A 17,495-nucleotide genomic window follows, 5' to 3' on the forward strand; every position below is an offset into this window, starting at 1 on the left:
TCCTTGCTTGAATCACAACGTTGTTATGATCCGTATTGTGCTTTTCTAATCATATCATAATCCGGCATTCACTTCGCCCCTGCCCGTCTCCCGATAATATTCGTCAATTATAAAACTTTCGCCTCTTTCGCATGTTTATAATTATAGTACGAAAAGCCTGTACATCTTTCTGAAGCTTTAAGGAGGTTATCATCTTATGAAAAAACGCCTTATTACCGGATTTGTCCTTGTCGCTTTCGTCATTCTCATGTGGGTTACTCTTTATCGGTTTATAGATAATTTAGACGATTCTCATAAGCAGCTCGGCCAGCAGAACGAAAGAAATAATTGTTCCAACAGCGGAATGCCCACTCTTTTTCGTTAAATAGACGCTTTCAGGTGCAGCTAGAATGGTTGTCGACAAAAAAGAAATCGCCCTTAGAGCGATTTCTTTTTATAGTGTAAGTGACAGATTTTCAAATAGATTATTTAACATCTTCCGGCCAGCCCAGAGAAGAAATCTCGGACTCTTTTGATACGACATAGGAAGGAAGCTGCTCTTTATGCAGCAGCCACAGCTCATGCAAAGCACGCGTGCAGCCAACATACATAAGCTTGGCATCCCAAGCTTTTTCCGCATAGTGGTCGCTGTCTGCGTCTGCCACGATAACAGCATCAAATTCAAGCCCTTTGGAGAGATATACCGGAAGTACAGATAAACCGCCCTGATACGTTTGTTTGCTTCCATCGATAAGATGAAGCTCTGGCCACTCATCCAACAGCATTTCGTGAAGCTCCTTCGCTTCCCGTAGTGTACGCGTCAAGATCGAAACGGTTCGGTAACTCCCTTTGGAAAGCAGATGACGTAACGCTCGGCGAAGATCCTTTACCCTGCCCTTTTCACTATAGCGGATGAGGCGCACAGCATCTCCACTTCGGAAAACAGGCACAGCCAAAAGGTCGCTCTCTACTCCCTTCTCCAATATGCCGTTAGCAAATTCAATAATCTCCATCGTAGAACGATAGCTTCGGGTTAGCGCAAAGTAAGCTCTGTTCTCCTCAGCAAACAATCCGCTCATCTCTTCCCAGGCATGAACTCCGCGGTAAGCATGAATCCCTTGCGAGAGATCACCAAGTATCGTAAAAGAATGCCCTCTTACAAAATGATCCAAGAGCGCAACCTGGAACGGCGAAAAATCCTGCGCTTCGTCAATAACGATATGGTCAAATCTCTGTTCACCCGTCATTTCATTCATCAAACAGTGAAAATAAAGAAGCGGTGTCAGATCCTCTTCGCGGATCATATTCTTTTTCAGATCACTTCGGGTCGCTTTCAGAACTTCCTTCGGAATTTCGGCCTGAAGCTCCTGTGCCCACGTCCCGTTAGCTTTCACAGCGCCAAACAACTGCTTATACAATACTAGCGGTTCAAAAACAGGCCATTTCTTTGCATAAGCTTTCTCTCGACCAGCCGCTTTTTTCTTTCTCTCTTTCAAAACAGCAGAAGACGATGACTTTTTCAGCTCCATCTCCACCCAGCGGTGCAGCCGGGCAAGAACCCGTTCCTTCCGCTTCGCAAGAGGATACGGTTTGTATTCTTCGTTAAACCACTCGAATATCGTTTCCCGTTTCAGCACAGCACCATCCCATGGGGAGAAGTCTCCCTCCGGCAGCGCATATTGCTCAAGCTGCTGAACACAGCGCTCGATCAAATTCATGAGACGTAAAGATCCTTTAAAGCGGCCTCTAACATCATCATTGATGTCTGGGGTTCCCTGACCTGTTTCCGCCTCAAACCAATAAGACAGTGTTTCCGAAGCATCACTCGATGTCATATTAATATTCAGAAGATCCGATGCCCAATCAGCGAACGTCCGCTGCTGAATGTCGCCCACGCCAAGCTCAGGCAGCACATCGGAAATGTAATCCAGAAACATATGGTTTGGAGCAAAAATAATCATTTTCTCTGCTGATACTTGATCCTTGTATTGATACAGCAAAAAAGCCAGACGGTGAAGTGCTACCGTTGTCTTTCCGCTCCCCGCTACCCCCTGGATAATCAGTGCCGTGTTCTTGGCTGCACGGATGATTTTATCCTGTTCAGCCTGGATTGTAGATACGATATCTCTCAGCCGATTGTCTTTGTTTTCACCTAGTCGATAGACGAGAAATTCATCGGATACAGCAGGTCCGCCGCTTTCACGGTTGTAGGTGTCGGATACACGCTCCAAAATTTGCTTGCGGATCACGACATTTCGCTTTAAATATACCAAACCTTCAACAAGTCCTTCAGGCGAGTCATATGTAGCAGAATCATTGCCGCCTGTAAACGAATAGAACAAGCTGGCAATGGGGGCACGCCAATCGATAACCATCGGATGCTCTCCCGCTTCCTCACGGTCAAAACCAACTTTGCCAATATAGAGCGGAACCTGTTTCTCTCTTCCGTTTTCCTGAAAATCCAGCCGTCCAAAATAAGGCTCCGCCAGACTTTTTTGAAGCGCCTGACGCCGCTCCTCACGCCCCGCTTCGAGCACCTGCTCTGTGAAATCATGTCCGGTATACACCGGAATACTTTGCAGACGAGCAAGCTGTTTGTCAATTTCGGCGATCACTTCATTTAGCCTTTGCTCTTCTTCTTGATAGGCACTTTGAAAAGAGTCCGTCAATTTCAGTTACCTCCTAAGAAATATTTTTTCGTATCGCCGCCGTTTAGGGCATCCGTGACACAAAAAGGATTTTTATTGTAGCACAACTTACATGAATATACTATTGGATCTTTTACCTCAGCTAAAACCGAACGTAAAAAAGGAACGCTTTAATCCCTCGTGTTCAGGATAAAAGCGTTCTTTGAAAGAAGACGCAGTAACGCCTTTGTATAGCGGACTACGTTGTTTTTTATCATTTACATTCAAGGTATGAAGCGCCTAAGATACGCCTGCTCTTTCCAGAAGCTCCTTGACTGCTACACTGACCATAATCAGCCCTACCACGGGAGGCACAAAGGAATTACTTGCCGGAGGCTGTTTGGCTTTGCGTATTTCCGGAGCGTTCTCCGGCACGATTTTGTCCGTAACATCCTGGCGAGGCTTCAGCGGTTCTTCCAGGGAATATACAACCTTGACCCCCTTCTTAATGCCTTCCTTGCGCAGCTTTGTCCGGATAACCCGTGCAATGGGGTCCATGGATGTCTTGGAAATGTCAGCAACCTGAAACTTGGTAGGGTCCATTTTATTGGCCGCTCCCATGCTGGATATCATTGGGATACCCCGTTTTAAACATTCCTTGATCAGATGGATTTTATAAATAATTGTATCTGAAGCATCGATTACATAATCCAGGTCATATTTAAACAGCTCTTCATGAGTTTCGTCGGTATAAAACATATTTAGAGCAATCGCTTCACATTCCGGATTGATCAGCTTGACACGTTCAACCATCAGATCCGCCTTTTTCTGGCCGATCGTTGTTGTCAACGCATGAATTTGACGATTGATATTCGTGATATCAACAACATCTTTATCAATCAGAATAATACGGCCAACGCCCGTACGAGCAAGAGCCTCTACAGCTATAGAGCCGACCCCGCCAATACCGAGCACCGCTACTGTACTTTTTTTCATAACCTTAAGGCCTTCAGGCCCGATTGCCAGTTCCGTCCGGGAAAACTGATGCAGCATCTTTCTATGCCTCCTGACAGGCAGAAACGGCTGTTCTTCAGCCGTTTCTCCCGGAAATTTTATTTTTTGTCATCGCCTGGTTTTTTAGCAAGCTTGATATGGAGCTGCTCCAGCTGACCGCCATCTACAGAGGATGGGGCATTCATCAGCAGATCCGTGGCACTTGCGGTTTTCGGGAACGCAATCGTCTCACGCAGGTTGGTGCGTCCAGCAAGGAGCATAACCAAACGGTCAAAGCCAAATGCGATGCCCCCATGCGGAGGCGTACCGAATTCGAAAGCATCCAGCAGGAAGCCGAACTTCTCATTCGCTTCTTCTGGAGACAGTCCCAATGTAGCAAACATTTTCTCCTGTACTTCACGCTTGAAAATACGCATGGAACCGCCGCCTACTTCATAACCGTTCAGTACAAGGTCATAAGCTTGAGCGCGAACCTTGAGCGGATCTGTCTCAAGCAGTTCCAAGTCTTCATCCCTCGGACGGGTGAACGGATGATGCTCTGCCACATAACGTTTTTGATCTTCGTCATAGCTCAAAAGAGGGAAGTCCAGAACCCAGGCAAACTTGAATTCACTGTCATCGATCAAGCCAAGCTGGCGTCCGATCTTGAGACGAAGTGCACCGAGTACATCAGCAACGACTTTCGAGTTATCGGCGGAGAACAGCAGCAAGTCGCCCTCTTCTGCTCCAGTACGCTCTTTGATCGCGTCAATCTCCTGCTCGCTGAAGAACTTCACGATAGGGCCTCTGAATTCGCCCTCCTTCACTTGAATCCAGGCAAGCCCTTTGGCTCCGTAACGTGCTGCATATGGTCCCAGATCATCGATTTCCTTACGTGTCCAGGTACCGCAGCCTTTGGCGTTCAAGCATTTCACTTCGCCGCCTTTTTCAATAACGGAAGCAAACACCTTGACACCGCTGTTCGCTACGATGTCATTCATCTCGATCAATTCAAGACCGAAACGAAGGTCAGGCTTGTCTGAACCGTATTTCCCCATTGCATCAGCGTAGCTGATACGCTGGAACGGTGTCGCCAGCTCAACGCCGATCGTTTCCTTAAACAGGCGGGCCATCAGCTGCTCCATCATGCTGAGCAAGTCGTCACGCTCCATGAATGACGCTTCGATATCGACCTGGGTGAATTCTGGTTGACGATCTGCACGGAGGTCCTCGTCACGGAAACAGCGTGCAATTTGATAATAACGCTCAACGCCGCTTACCATCAGAAGCTGCTTGTAAATTTGCGGAGATTGCGGCAGAGCGAAAAAATCACCTGGATGCACACGGCTTGGTACCAGATAATCCCGGGCACCCTCCGGTGTGCTTTTTGTCAAAATAGGCGTTTCAATATCAACAAAACCTTGTTCATCAAGAAAATCGCGGAATACTTTAGCTGCTTTGGAACGAAGCATCAGCGTCTTTTGCATTTCAGGACGGCGCAAGTCCAGATAACGATACTTTAGACGAAGCTGCTCATCCACTTCAATGTCATCTTCAATGAAAAACGGTGGTGTTTTAGCTGTGTTTAGGACCTCAATTTCAGTCACCTGAACTTCAATCTCCCCTGTTGGAAGGTTAGGATTGATCGTTTCAGGATCGCGCTTTACAACTTTGCCGGATACAGCCAATACATATTCACTGCGTGCCTTGTCCGCCACAGCCAATGCGTCACCCGAGAAATCCGGATTGAATACAACCTGCATAATTCCACTGCGGTCGCGCAGATCGATGAAGAGCACGCCTCCCAAGTCACGGCGCGTCTGTACCCAGCCGTTTAGCGTCACAGTTTCTCCAATGTTGGCGGTCGTTAATTGACCGCAATGATGCGTCCTTTTCATGGTTTCATCATACCCCTTTGTTTATAATTAAGCCGAGTACGGCAGATTAACTTAATTCCTTATGCAGATCATCCAGCTTCACGGTACGCTGCTCACCGGTTTCCATCGATTTCAGTGCGATTTCTCCACGGGAGAGCTCATCATCACCGAGGATCGCTGTATATCGAGCCTTCAGTCGATCAGCCGACTTCATCTGTGCCTTCATTTTTCGGCCGAGATAATCACGCTCGGCAGAAAAGCCTGCATTGCGCAGCTTGTACGCCATTTTTGTTACTTCCTGTTCTGCTGCTTCCCCTAAAGCGACAAGATACACATCAAGCGGTTTCTCTGCTTGCAAATCGATTTTCTGATTTTCTAGAATCATCATGATCCGCTCCAAACCGATGCCAAAGCCGATACCCGGCTGATCTGGCCCGCCGATATCTCCAACCAGGCCGTTAAATCGTCCGCCGCCGCCTACCGTATCGATCGCGCCGATCCCTTGAGCCTTGAGTTCAAACGCTGTGTGGGTGTAATAATCCAGGCCGCGGACTAGACGTGGATTAATTTCATACTCAATACCCATGGCATCCAGATAACCTTTAACTTTTTCAAAGTGAATGCTGCACTCCTCGTCCAGGCTATCCAAAATCGACGGCGCACCACTGAATTTATCCTGATCCTTCTTGCAGTCGAGCACCCGCAGCGGGTTTCGTTCCATACGGGACTGGCAATCTGAACACAGTTGATCTTTCATCGGTGTAAGAAAAGCAAGTAGCGTATCCCGATAAGCAGCCCTTACTTCTGGAGTTCCAACCGAATTGATTTCAACCTTTACTCCCTGCAGGCCAAGTTCTTTCGTAAAGGAATATCCTAATGCGATCACTTCAGCATCTATGGCTGGCTCCGCACTGCCGAACACCTCCACACCGAACTGATGAAACTGCCGATACCGCCCCGCCTGCGGACGTTCATAACGGAACATCGGTCCGATATAGTACAGCTTCGTAACGTCCGGTTCACCGTACAATTTATTTTGTACGTATGCCCGAACAACCCCGGCCGTTCCTTCCGGACGAAGTGTCATGCTCCGATCACCCTTGTCCGTGAACGTGTACATTTCTTTTTCGACAATATCCGTCGTCTCACCAACTCCCCGCTCAAACAGCTCTGTCTGTTCGAACATTGGCGTACGTATTTCGCGGTAGTTGTAGCGGCGACACATTTCTCTTGCCTTCTCTTCAACAAACTGCCATTTCTCGACTGTGCCTGGTAAGAAATCCTGTGTGCCTGTTGGCTTCTCATATTTAGCCATTTGTTCATCCCCTCCAATTCATCCAGATCTGTTAATGAAACAGCTCCGAAATAATCTATGTAAAAACTTTTTGAAAACCAAAAAACCCCCATCCCGGTTGTCATCGTATAACAACAGGGACGAGGGACTGTATACAAACCAATCTCCCGTGGTGCCACCCACATTCCGAATCATCCATCATAAACTGTACGGTTACTGTATGGTCTGATCCGCTTTCAACCGGATAACGCACGGCAGCGCAGAAACGGCTACTAGAATACATACACCGGAATTACATCCGAAAATGACATTCGCCGCCTGTTCTCGGGGAGGTCATTCGTCCATTCATCATGGGAATCCTTACAGCCAAGGGATTCTTCTCTGTTCATGTGGGGATGGAGTACTTGGTCCCGTCATCAAATCATATTATTTTATATAATATACCCAAAACATTATATTTTTAGATTGTAATGAACCGCTGTACTAAAGTCAAGCAAAAAAAACGTCAAGTACGTCGCTCTAAAAAAAGAAAAACCTACAAACCGATGTTGTAGGTTCAAAACATATATAAAAAAGGGGGTCATGCCATTATTATAAACATCGAATATTAAGGAAACATTTTACGAACATTACAGTTATATTACAAAATGTGAAAGCGATATTTTCAGGACTCATTGAAACACTGTATACATGCTCTGTTCACCCGAAGCATATAAACGATTTCATCATAATCTTCGTCACGAACTTTGACAGACAACACATAACTCAATTTGTCGAAATCTTCATCAGTAAAGTCTTCGGAGTCCATCGATTCATCAGAGGCAAAAAACGAATCATTTTGATCCAGATTAGAAGAAGCAGGTGCGCTCACGATCATACCCGGGGCTGGAGCCACGCCACCGACAGCTCCCGTTCCCATCGTAGTACCGCCCGTACCGCCCGCGTTCCAAGGGACCAAAGGTATTAAAATGTCGTCATCTCTGCCAATAGCCTCTTGAAGCCGTCCAATCTCCAAATTTTCTGTGTTATACACCTGAAGTTTGATTCTTGCGCCCTCCGCTTCATCTTCATTTCTGAAATAAGCTTGAATCTGTTTAGCCATTGGCATTCCTCCTTTATTCCAAACTATTTTTAATACCGTATTGCATGAATCAGCTTATACGTTGATCCGTAAAAACATGCGTTACAGCACCTTCAATAGCTCACGTACGAAAGCAGGTTCATCATCTGGTGTTCGAGAGGTGATAAAATTGCGATCTACGATAACTTCCTCATCCTTGAAGTTTGCACCTGCATTAACCATGTCATCCTTAAGGGGAGGATATGAAGTAATCGTACGTCCTTTCAACAGGTTGGCGCTGGCTAAAATTTGCGGGCCATGACAAATGGATGCAATCGGCTTGCCCACATGATCAGCCTCTGTTACAAACTTCAAAATATTCGAATCCAGACGCAAATTTTCCGGGGACGAACCGCCTGGAATGACTACCGCATCATAATCATTTATATTTACATCAGCGATAGCTTTATCTGTAGTGTATGCAACTTTGCCCTGCTTACCCTTTAATTTTTGACCCTGTTCAAGACCGATAATGTCAGCCTGATGTCCCGCCTCTTTTACCGCTTCATAAGGAACCTTCATTTCAGAATCTTCAAATTGATCAGCTAGTAAAAATGCAACTTTACTCATATAACATTTCTCCTTTCACTCATGTACTTGCTTTTTATTACCCTTCTGATTCATTTTTATAACAATCCCAAGCAAAGTTAATCATTCAAAAAGACTGTAATAAAAAAAGCCGCTTTAATCAGCAGCTTTCCGTTATGATGCAAAATAAAAATTTCGTTTTCATGTTCTTCGTAGGAAAATACGAGAACAAGCTTTTTCATCCTTTTTCCACATGGGATCACTACTAAGTACAACAGAGCGACTTATACTATCTGCTTCTCGCGAACTGCCAGAGGTCGAGAGTGAAAAAACTCTCCAACTGAGGGATTTATGGGATTGACGCATCTGTAAAACTCCTTCTTGCTGTCTTTAAGCAAACCTCTCTTGTCATACAGCATGTCCAGATCTCCATAACCTATGCGCATCCCAAGCAAATCCAATTTAATTACGACTGTCGATTATTAAAGTGACCGGGCCCCAATTCGTTAAGGAAACGTCCATCATAGCCCCAAACACACCGGTTTCCACCTGAAGACCCTTTGCCGCCAATTCACGATTGAAGGCTTCATACAGCATCTCGGCCTTGTCCGGTTTGGCCGCAGCCATAAAGTTCGGCCGTCTGCCTTTGCGGCTGTCTCCATATAGCGTAAACTGGGAAACCGATAAAATAGCTCCACCGACATCCTGCACGCTAAGATTCATTTTTTCATGTTCGTCCTCAAAAATTCTTAGTCCAGCCACCTTATCCGCCAAATATTTCACATCTTTCTCCTCGTCCTCATGAGTGACTCCAACGAGCACCATTAGCCCTTTTCCAATACGCCCTACTACCTCTTCATTTACAGTGACCTGCGCATTTTTGCATCTTTGAATAACGACTCTCATTCCTATCCAGCCCCTCTTAAGAAAAAATCGCGGCCAGCTTCTTTGGAAGAAGCAAGACCGCGCACGTATAACAGTACGACAAATGCGGCCGTACGACGCTTCACCTTTATCAATCATTCATTGCATAATACGGTGAACGGTATAGACATCCTTCACACGTTTAATTCGCTCCACAACTGAAAGGAGATGATCCTTATTCCGAATCAAAATGGTCATATGGATCAACGCCATCTTGTTTTTATCTGAGCGGCCGGTTACAGCCGAAATATTCGTCTTGCTCTCCGATACAGCCTGAAGTACTTCATTAAGCAAGCCGCTTCGATCGTGACCGGTTACCTCAATATCAACGCTGTAATTCGCTTCAACGGCCGATTCCCATTCCACCTCGATCACACGTGCAGCTTCTTCCTCATGATCCGTATTCGGCAGGTTCGCACAATCCGATCGATGGACAGAAACGCCGCGTCCACGTGTAACGTAACCGACAATATCATCTCCAGGAACCGGGTTGCAGCAGCGGGCAAAGCGAACGAGCAGATTGTCAATCCCTTTAACCCGAACACCATTTGTCGGTCGACTTCGCTTCTCAGTCGGCGCCTTAATCTCTTTGATCTCCGACGTTAACTCCAGCAGATTAGCTTCCTCTTGCTCCTTTCGAAGCTTCTCGGTCAAACGTGTGCAAATCTGTGCAGCTGTAATTCCTCCAAAACCAATGGCCGACAACATATCTTCGATATCATTAAAAGCAAATTTCTTGGCTACCTCGATCAGTTTATCGTCAGTCATCCACTCCGAAACATCAACACCGAGACGCTTCAACTCCCGCTCAAGCAAATCCCGGCCCTTCTCTACGTTCTCTTCCCGCTTCTCTTTCTTAAACCATTGTTTGATTTTGCTCCTTGCATGAGACGATTGGGCGATTTTCAGCCAGTCCTGGCTTGGGCCATAAGAATGTTTCGAAGTTAAAATCTCAACGATGTCCCCGGTCTTCAGCTCATGATCCAGCGGTACGATCCGCCCATTCACCTTCGCACCAATCGTACGGTTGCCGACCTCCGTATGAATTCTATAAGCGAAATCAAGCGGTACAGAGCCAGCAGGCAGCTCGATAACCTCGCCTTTTGGAGTAAACACAAATACCAGGTCTGAGAAAAAATCCATTTTAAGCGTTTCGACAAACTCCGAAGCATCCTTTGCTTCATGCTGCAACTCCAGAATCTCACGAAAGAAAGTCATTTTGTTATCAAAATCGCCCGCTCCGCTGGCGCCTTCCTTGTATGCCCAGTGTGCCGCAATACCATATTCTGCAGTGCGGTGCATTTCAACCGTCCGGATCTGCACCTCGGTGGGCTCCCCATTTGGACCGACAACGGTAGTATGCAAAGATTGATACATATTCGCCTTCGGCATCGCAATATAATCTTTAAATCGTCCTGGCATCGGCTTCCATAATGTGTGGATAATACCTAAAGTTGCATAACAATCCTTGATATTATCGACAATGATCCGAATCGCCAGAAGATCATAAATCTCATTAAATTGCTTGTTCTTCACTTTCATCTTGTTATACACACTGTAAATATGTTTCGGTCTGCCGGACAGCTCAGCCTGAATCCCCATCTCGTCCAGCTTTTCCTTAATCCGCTCAATTACGTTTTCAATATATTGCTCCCGCTCTGCACGTTTTTTATGCATCAAATTGGCAATGCGGTAATATTGCTGCGGGTTTAAATAACGAAGGGCGATATCCTCCATCTCCCATTTGATCGCTGATATACCGAGACGATGGGCAATGGGACAGAAAATTTCAAGCGTTTCATGAGAAATACGTCGCTGGCTTTCCTCCGATTGGTACTTCAATGTTCTCATATTATGAAGGCGATCTGCCAATTTTATGACGATAACGCGAATATCCCGAGCCATCGCAATAAACATTTTACGATAGTTTTCGTTCTGTTGCTCTTCCTTGGAACCAAACTTAATGCGTTCCAGCTTCGTTAATCCATCTACCAGCATGGCGCATGTATCGCCGAACTTCTCGCGGATCTCTTCCAAAGAAACAGTTGTATCCTCAACAACATCGTGCAGCAGCGCAGCAATAATAGACAGCGTGTCCATCTGCATGTTAACTACGATCTCGGCAACTGCAAGCGGATGAAGAATATAAGGTTCCCCCGATTTCCGCACCTGTCCCTGATGGGCTTGCTCCGCAAACCGATAAGCTTCCTGAATACGGAGAAGATCGGGTTCTTTAATATAGGCGCCAGCCTTTTCGAGTAATCGCTCTATGCCCATTCTAAGTCCTTTTCTTCCCTTTCTATATAAAATAGAACCCGCCCTTTTGTTCAAACGTGCAGGTTCTTTTTTGTTTGTATTTATTCTTATTATTATGACGCTTACATCGTTTTACGTCAACACTCTACTTTCGTTTTAACGCGCATAACATCAAGGTTTAAGGATGAATTGAACAAGCCGTTTCCATCGTACTAAACGACATGGACAAACATGAAGTATTTACTCACTCTTAACTTCAGCAAGAAAAATGTAGTTGAAAAAAAAGTCGATTGTATATAACCTATTAAAGATCTCATGCATGAAAGACCGGTTCTTTCTTTGATTTCAATTTTTAAATTGCCCTTGAGGAGTGAATGTATTTGCAACGCGAAATTCAAGTAGACGAAAAACTTCCATTTGGTCCAGGCTTTTTACTAAGCTTGCAGCATCTGTTTGCCATGTTCGGCAGCACGGTGCTTGTCCCTAATATGTTTGGTGTAGATCCGGGGATGATCCTGCTGATGAACGGAATCGGTACTTTGCTGTATATTTTGTTATGTAAAGGAAAAATCCCGGCTTATCTGGGGTCGAGCTTCGCATTCCTCGCACCGGTTGCAGTTGTGCTAAAAGATAACCCAGGTGAGAATTATGGGAAAGCACTCGGCGCTTTTATTATAACCGGTATTATCTTTTGTCTTGTTGCCCTCATTATTAAATTTGCCGGAACCCGCTGGATTGACGTCGTATTTCCGCCAGCTGTCATGGGCGCCATTATTGCTATGATCGGACTTGAACTCGTTCCCGTCGCAGCGGATATGGCGGGATTTCTTCCTCCAAGCGATCCGGTCAAAGCCGCTAACTGGTCTATGGACCCCACAACCATTACCATTTCCATGGTGACATTAGGTGTTACAGTGTTTGGCTCCATCCTGTTCCGTGGTTTCCCAAAAATTATACATATTCTGATCGGTATCACTGTCGGCTATGCCCTCTCCTACGCCCTCGGTGTTGTAGAGACTGACAAAATAGCTCAAGCCAGCCTGTTTTCCCCACCTACAATCACGACTCCTGAATGGGACTGGGCCGCAATCCTTACGATTATTCCGGTTTCCATCGTCGTCATTGTTGAACATATTGGTCATCTGCTTGTAACGAGCAACATTGTCGGGAAAGATTTATCTAAAGATCCGGGACTTCACCGCTCGCTTCTCGGTAACGGTGTTTCTACCATTTTATCCGGATTTTTCGGTTCCACACCGAATACAACGTATGGTGAAAACATCGGCGTTATGGCGCTGACAAAAGTTTACTCCGTGCGTGTGATTGGCGGAGCTGCTGTGATCGCTATCCTCCTGTCTTTCTCCGGGACATTCTCAGCCGTTATCGCTAATATACCTAGACCGGTTATGGGTGGCGTGTCACTGCTTCTCTTCGGTGTGATCGCAGCTTCTGGTCTGCGCATCTTTGTGGAACAGCGTGTTGACTTCTCGAAAGCCAGCAATATGATTCTGGCCACGCTTGTACTCGTTGTCGGGATCAGCGGTGTAACATTAAAGTTTGGCAATGTAGAACTTAAGGGAATGGCCCTTGCTACTCTTGTCGGCATCGTTCTCGCTGTATTGTTTAAATTTTTTGAGATTACAGGGCTCTCTAATGAAAAAGCTGAAGAACAGCCCCTAGCGGAAAAAACTCAAGATTAATCTGATAAAATTTCTAAATCATGTATTCCTCATTTTAATCCAAAAGACCCGCAATAGAGGCACTTTGTAAAGTGTCTTTTTGCGGGTTTTATGTTTAACCTGTTCTTTGTTATTATTTCCCGGGAAAACAAAAAATCATGCGATCATGCTTACTCGTAACTCATCAGTGTAAACACGTCGATATCCTGCAATTTATCTCGGCCTTTAAGCTCTGTCAATTCAATCATGAACGCAGCCCCTACGACATTTCCGCCTAGCTGACGCACCAGATTGACAGAAGTCGCAATCGTGCCCCCCGTAGCGAGCAGGTCATCAGCAATCAAAACATTTTGTCCTTTCTCAATCGCATCGACATGCATCGCCAGTTTATCTTTTCCGTATTCGAGAGCATACCCTGCCTCAATCGTTTCACCAGGCAGCTTCCCGCTCTTGCGAATCGGAGTAAAACCAACACCCAGCGCATAAGCAAGCGGCGCTCCCACGACAAATCCTCTCGCCTCGGGACCAGCAATGACATCAATCTTGAGGTGCTCCACCATCTTCTTCAGTTCATTGATTGAATTTTTGTAAGCTTCACCGTTCTTAAGCAGCGTTGTAATGTCCTTAAAGCTGATCCCCGGCTGCGGAAAGTCTGGAATAACACGAATATAATCTTTAAAATCCAAATAAATCTCCTCCTAAGTCAGATGACTGTCATTTACGATGCGCCTTTTGAGCGGGCCATCATCCAATCGGTTAATTGTGAGGTGCTTGCATGAAGCAAATGCTGCTCCATCTCTGCGAGTTCATTCAGCTCCCTGAAATGTCTCGAAGAATCCAGTGATTTCTTAGCCGGCTTTGTTACGAATGTAACCATCCCTTGAGATCGCTTAATGAATGCCAATTCCTCAAATACATCAAGAACTTTTAAAAGCATTCGCGGCGTAAGTGATGTATGTCTGTTCATCTTTTGGACCACTTCATGTTCGGACATCGGCTTCGATCCCAGACTAGCAAGCATGACGTACAGCTTTTTAAACTGCTCCCGTGTTGGTATTTCCAACTGCTCACGCTCATGACGAACCGGGTGCAGCAAAAATATATTAGGCACAGAGAGAAACGATGACAGCAAGTGATCGAGCTGTCCCGGCGACTCCGGTACATCCAGCACAAACAACACAGAAATTGACTCAAAGCCGCCTTCTTCCGCTACCGGATTGTTCGGCAAAATACCAGCATTCCTATCATATACCCAAAGGGACATATCATACAAATGACTTTTTATAGTATCCTGTAAATCTTCAGAAAACACGACTGCTGAGCGGGTTAAGGAGCAGTGTAAATGCGGTTCCAGCGATGCTCTCAACCGCTTCAGTTCCATTAAAGGTTCTTTAATCCCCCGGAAATCAAATATCTGCTGATAGGGTACACGAATGTCCTGAACCATAAGCTGCGGCTTCCGACTGCCATTCCATTCATTTACTGACAGCTCTCCAAGTACGTCTACCTTCGTCCCTTCCGGGAGTACATCTGCCAGATGGCCCAAACCAAACGCGACTGCATCCAACTGTTTACCTTTCTGCTGAAAACGCAGCTTTAAATGCTTGTTATCCTTACCTATCTTTCGGGCTTCCATCACTTCCAAACCATAAAAAATCATTCTTGGAACATGATTGGACATTCCAAAAGGTCCAAGCATCGCAAGCTCATCGATCACCTGAAGCGGAACATCGGCAATTCTGCACTCCAGATCAGCATGATAAACCGGGGTAAAATGTTCTTCTTTCAATACAGAGTTTGCAAATGAACATAAGCTTTCTTCAAATTCGGCCAGACGATCCATATGCAAACTCATGCCTGCAGCAGCCGGGTGTCCTCCAAAATGATGCATAATCTCCTTACAGGAGCTAAGCGCTTCATAAATATCAACCCCCGGAATGGAACGGGCTGATCCCTTGCATTCCCCCGTCTCAGGATCGATCCCAAGAATAACAATGGGTCTGTAAAAACGCTCGAGTATTTTCGAGGCTACAATCCCTACAACACCGACATTCCAGCCTTCCCCTGCCAGAACGATAACAGGCGGCAGCTGTTCGTACCCCCAACGCTTCAAAATCATATCCATCGATTCCTGTACAATCTCTTCCACAACCTGTTGGCGATGCTTATTCAGGCCATCCAGTTCCCAAGCCAGCCGCTCCGCTTCTTCCTGCTTGTCTGTTGTCAGCAGAGTAACAGCTCTTCCAGCATGATCAAGCCGGCCGCTTGCATTAATTCTTGGAGCCATGGAGAATGCCACATTAACAGCCGTCACCTGCTCCACATTGATCCCGCTAACCTCAAGAAGCGCCCTTACACCAGCAGTTCGAGTGTGCCTCATCGACATCAGTCCGTTTTTGACCAAAATACGGTTCTCGTCTTCAAGCGGCATAAGATCCGCAATCGTGCCGATCGCTACGATTTCCAGCCACTCCTGGGGAGGCGTACCTACAAGAGCCTGTGCCAGCTTGTAAGCAACCCCGACACCAGCTAACCCCTTAAATGGGTAAGGGCAAGCCGGTATTTTCGGATTGATGAGTGCGTAGGCTTCCGGAAGCTGCTCAGGCGGCTCATGGTGATCCGTTACAATAACATCCATCCCCAGCTCATTGGCATACGCTATTTGTTCAACCGCACTTATTCCCGTGTCAACAGTGATGACAAGACTAACACCTTGTTGGTGTGCCCAATCCAGTGCATGATTGTGAAGTCCGTATCCTTCGTTGGAACGATGAGGTATGTATATATCATATGAGGCGCCCAAATATCTCATTAAGTAAATCATCAATGAGGTGCTGGATACACCATCCGCATCATAATCCCCGTATATTAAAATATGTTCTTTTTCATCGAGTGCCTTGCGGATTCGATTCACCGCTTCACGCATCCCCAGCATCATAAACGGATCATGGGTATGATCAAGTGTTCCATATAAAAACAGTTCTCCATCGACTGAGGATGTAATTCCTCTGGCAGCCATTAAAGACGCCACGATTGGGGAAACAGACAGTTCTTTTTCAAGCTGCTTCGATATCTCTTTGTCAACTGAAAGCGTTCGCCATTCATATTTGGAATACAGCACAATCGTTCACCTTTCTTTCTTGCTTAACACCATTTTGCCCGGTTGGAATAACGATCACTGTGGTAATGTTGGCGGATCGTTATCCATCAAATCAAAATTGGATTTGTACGGATATCCAGGCTCGTAAGGCACTACGCTCACGTTTGCGTCGGAGACATGTATAAAACGGTGCAGCAACAGCTTTCGAATCCTGTCGGCAATCTCATGAGCTTCAAAGACGGTGATCCGCGGATTTACGCTGACCTTTACATCCAGACTAACCCGGCGCAGTTGTCTATGCTCCTGTATTTTTAGTTCCTCAATCGTAATGACACCATGCACCCGCTGAATCGTATCGAGGTAATCAGCACTTTTCTCATAACGGGATTCCTCTGGCAATGAACCGTAGACCGAACGCACAATCAGGATATAACCTTTTCGAAGCACTAAGCCTGAAATAATAAGTGCAGCTACTGAATCCATGTATATTAGAGCCTGTATGCCAAAATACGCTCCTGCCATCGCAAGAAATGCGCCGATCAATACCGTAAAGGAAGAATATAAACCGAATCGATGATTTTCAGAATGAATTTGTAAACGCCGATCATCATTTTTTTTGAACAGACGATATTGGTATTGAAAAACAGCTTCATTCACACCGAGTGATATTAATACAGCTATGAGTGCCAGCCTGCCTGGAGCCTCCGGCGCTCCCGAGGAAATATCCATCAAGGCAGAGACAGCGATTTGAATTCCACCCATGAACAGGAGGACCGAAAATAAAATGGACACCAAGGGTGAAGCCTGCTGTTCGGAAGCTTTCGTCCCGCTGCCTTTAAAAAGCCTCTGTCCACCAAACCAGGGTAAACGTTCCGCGAGCAGTGCAACGGCATTAGTGGCTGAATGCAACGCATCTCCCATCAGGGATCGGCTTCCGGAGAGATAACCGGCAATGCCTTTACCAATAGCCACAGTAAAATCACTAATGATTCCGACCCAAACAGCTGTAGCTGTTTGCGACAATCGTTCGTTATTCACATGAGGCCCCCCTCAACATTGTATATCAGCACATATATCGATAATCAAGAAGAAACGCCTTCGTCATCCATATTAAGAGG

The 17,495-nt window shown here is 46.0% G+C and carries 14 protein-coding genes; 2 read left to right on the top strand and 12 right to left on the bottom strand.

Annotated features, from left to right (window positions below; genetic code table 11):
- The first annotated feature begins 196 nt into the window (after nucleotides 1–196).
- Nucleotides 197–364: a hypothetical protein gene (locus C8268_RS22740; protein ID WP_158702742.1), complete on the top strand. Its 168-nt coding sequence runs from the start codon at nucleotides 197–199 to the stop codon at nucleotides 362–364.
- 100 nt (nucleotides 365–464) lie between these two features.
- Here C8268_RS22740 and C8268_RS15240 read toward each other — a convergent pair whose 3' ends face one another.
- The 9 genes from C8268_RS15240 to C8268_RS15275 form a co-directional block, all read right to left on the bottom strand.
- Entirely contained in the window at nucleotides 465–2,648 is a 2,184-nt protein-coding gene (locus C8268_RS15240; protein ID WP_106768462.1) for a HelD family protein, read from the bottom strand.
- Between the two features lie 258 nt (nucleotides 2,649–2,906).
- Nucleotides 2,907–3,659 carry a tRNA threonylcarbamoyladenosine dehydratase gene (locus C8268_RS15245; protein WP_106768463.1) on the bottom strand — a complete coding sequence of 251 codons (753 nt, stop codon included), beginning with the start codon at nucleotides 3,657–3,659 and terminating at the stop codon, nucleotides 2,907–2,909.
- A 59-nt stretch (nucleotides 3,660–3,718) separates the two neighbouring features.
- Entirely contained in the window at nucleotides 3,719–5,497 is a 1,779-nt protein-coding gene (gene aspS, locus C8268_RS15250) for an aspartate--tRNA ligase (protein ID WP_106768464.1), read from the bottom strand.
- A 46-nt stretch (nucleotides 5,498–5,543) separates the two neighbouring features.
- A complete protein-coding gene (gene hisS / locus C8268_RS15255) occupies nucleotides 5,544–6,791 on the bottom strand; it encodes a histidine--tRNA ligase (RefSeq protein WP_106768465.1) in 1,248 nt (415 codons plus the stop codon).
- A gap of 643 nt (nucleotides 6,792–7,434) precedes the next feature.
- Nucleotides 7,435–7,872, bottom strand: coding sequence for a hypothetical protein (locus C8268_RS15260; RefSeq protein ID WP_106768466.1), 438 nt, complete (start codon nucleotides 7,870–7,872; stop codon nucleotides 7,435–7,437).
- An 81-nt stretch (nucleotides 7,873–7,953) separates the two neighbouring features.
- A complete protein-coding gene (locus C8268_RS15265; RefSeq protein ID WP_106768467.1) occupies nucleotides 7,954–8,460 on the bottom strand; it encodes a type 1 glutamine amidotransferase domain-containing protein in 507 nt (168 codons plus the stop codon).
- Nucleotides 8,461–8,537: 77 nt separating this feature from the next.
- A complete protein-coding gene (locus tag C8268_RS23345; RefSeq protein WP_272939334.1) occupies nucleotides 8,538–8,660 on the bottom strand; it encodes a hypothetical protein in 123 nt (40 codons plus the stop codon).
- Between the two features lie 220 nt (nucleotides 8,661–8,880).
- Nucleotides 8,881–9,324, bottom strand: a complete 444-nt coding sequence (gene dtd, locus C8268_RS15270) for a D-aminoacyl-tRNA deacylase (RefSeq protein WP_106768468.1) — start codon at nucleotides 9,322–9,324, stop codon at nucleotides 8,881–8,883.
- Nucleotides 9,325–9,441: 117 nt separating this feature from the next.
- Nucleotides 9,442–11,619, bottom strand: a complete 2,178-nt coding sequence (locus C8268_RS15275) for a RelA/SpoT family protein (protein WP_106768469.1) — start codon at nucleotides 11,617–11,619, stop codon at nucleotides 9,442–9,444.
- A 359-nt stretch (nucleotides 11,620–11,978) separates the two neighbouring features.
- On the opposite strand from C8268_RS15275, the gene uraA reads away from it, so the two are divergent.
- Nucleotides 11,979–13,298, top strand: coding sequence for a uracil permease (uraA, locus tag C8268_RS15280; RefSeq protein WP_106768470.1), 1,320 nt, complete (start codon nucleotides 11,979–11,981; stop codon nucleotides 13,296–13,298).
- Nucleotides 13,299–13,447: 149 nt separating this feature from the next.
- Here the strand turns inward: uraA and C8268_RS15285 are convergent, their stop codons facing one another.
- Genes C8268_RS15285 through C8268_RS15295 form a run of 3 tightly spaced genes read right to left on the bottom strand, consistent with a single transcriptional unit; the run spans nucleotide 13,448 to nucleotide 17,415 of the window.
- Nucleotides 13,448–13,963, bottom strand: a complete 516-nt coding sequence (locus tag C8268_RS15285; protein WP_106768471.1) for an adenine phosphoribosyltransferase — start codon at nucleotides 13,961–13,963, stop codon at nucleotides 13,448–13,450.
- Nucleotides 13,964–13,995: 32 nt separating this feature from the next.
- A complete protein-coding gene (recJ, locus tag C8268_RS15290) occupies nucleotides 13,996–16,398 on the bottom strand; it encodes a single-stranded-DNA-specific exonuclease RecJ (RefSeq protein ID WP_106768472.1) in 2,403 nt (800 codons plus the stop codon).
- Between the two features lie 54 nt (nucleotides 16,399–16,452).
- Nucleotides 16,453–17,415 carry a cation diffusion facilitator family transporter gene (locus C8268_RS15295; protein WP_106768473.1) on the bottom strand — a complete coding sequence of 321 codons (963 nt, stop codon included), beginning with the start codon at nucleotides 17,413–17,415 and terminating at the stop codon, nucleotides 16,453–16,455.
- Nucleotides 17,416–17,495: the final 80 nt, after the last annotated feature.

Source organism: Paenibacillus faecalis (assembly GCF_900289175.1).
GTDB lineage: Bacteria > Bacillota > Bacilli > Paenibacillales > Paenibacillaceae > Paenibacillus_AQ > Paenibacillus_AQ faecalis.

Bases quoted from the DNA above. Each gene is read 5' to 3' on its own strand.
- hisS (WP_106768465.1), bottom strand. From the start codon at position 6,791: ATGGCTAAATATGAGAAGCCAACAGGCACACAGGATTTCTTACCAGGC.
- aspS (WP_106768464.1), bottom strand. From the start codon at position 5,497: ATGAAAAGGACGCATCATTGCGGTCAATTAACGACCGCCAACATTGGA.
- C8268_RS23345 (WP_272939334.1), bottom strand. From the start codon at position 8,660: ATGAAAAAGCTTGTTCTCGTATTTTCCTACGAAGAACATGAAAACGAA.
- C8268_RS15275 (WP_106768469.1), bottom strand. From the start codon at position 11,619: ATGGGCATAGAGCGATTACTCGAAAAGGCTGGCGCCTATATTAAAGAA.
- C8268_RS15265 (WP_106768467.1), bottom strand. From the start codon at position 8,460: ATGAGTAAAGTTGCATTTTTACTAGCTGATCAATTTGAAGATTCTGAA.
- dtd (WP_106768468.1), bottom strand. From the start codon at position 9,324: ATGAGAGTCGTTATTCAAAGATGCAAAAATGCGCAGGTCACTGTAAAT.
- C8268_RS22740 (WP_158702742.1), top strand. From the start codon at position 197: ATGAAAAAACGCCTTATTACCGGATTTGTCCTTGTCGCTTTCGTCATT.
- C8268_RS15260 (WP_106768466.1), bottom strand. From the start codon at position 7,872: ATGGCTAAACAGATTCAAGCTTATTTCAGAAATGAAGATGAAGCGGAG.
- C8268_RS15245 (WP_106768463.1), bottom strand. From the start codon at position 3,659: ATGCTGCATCAGTTTTCCCGGACGGAACTGGCAATCGGGCCTGAAGGC.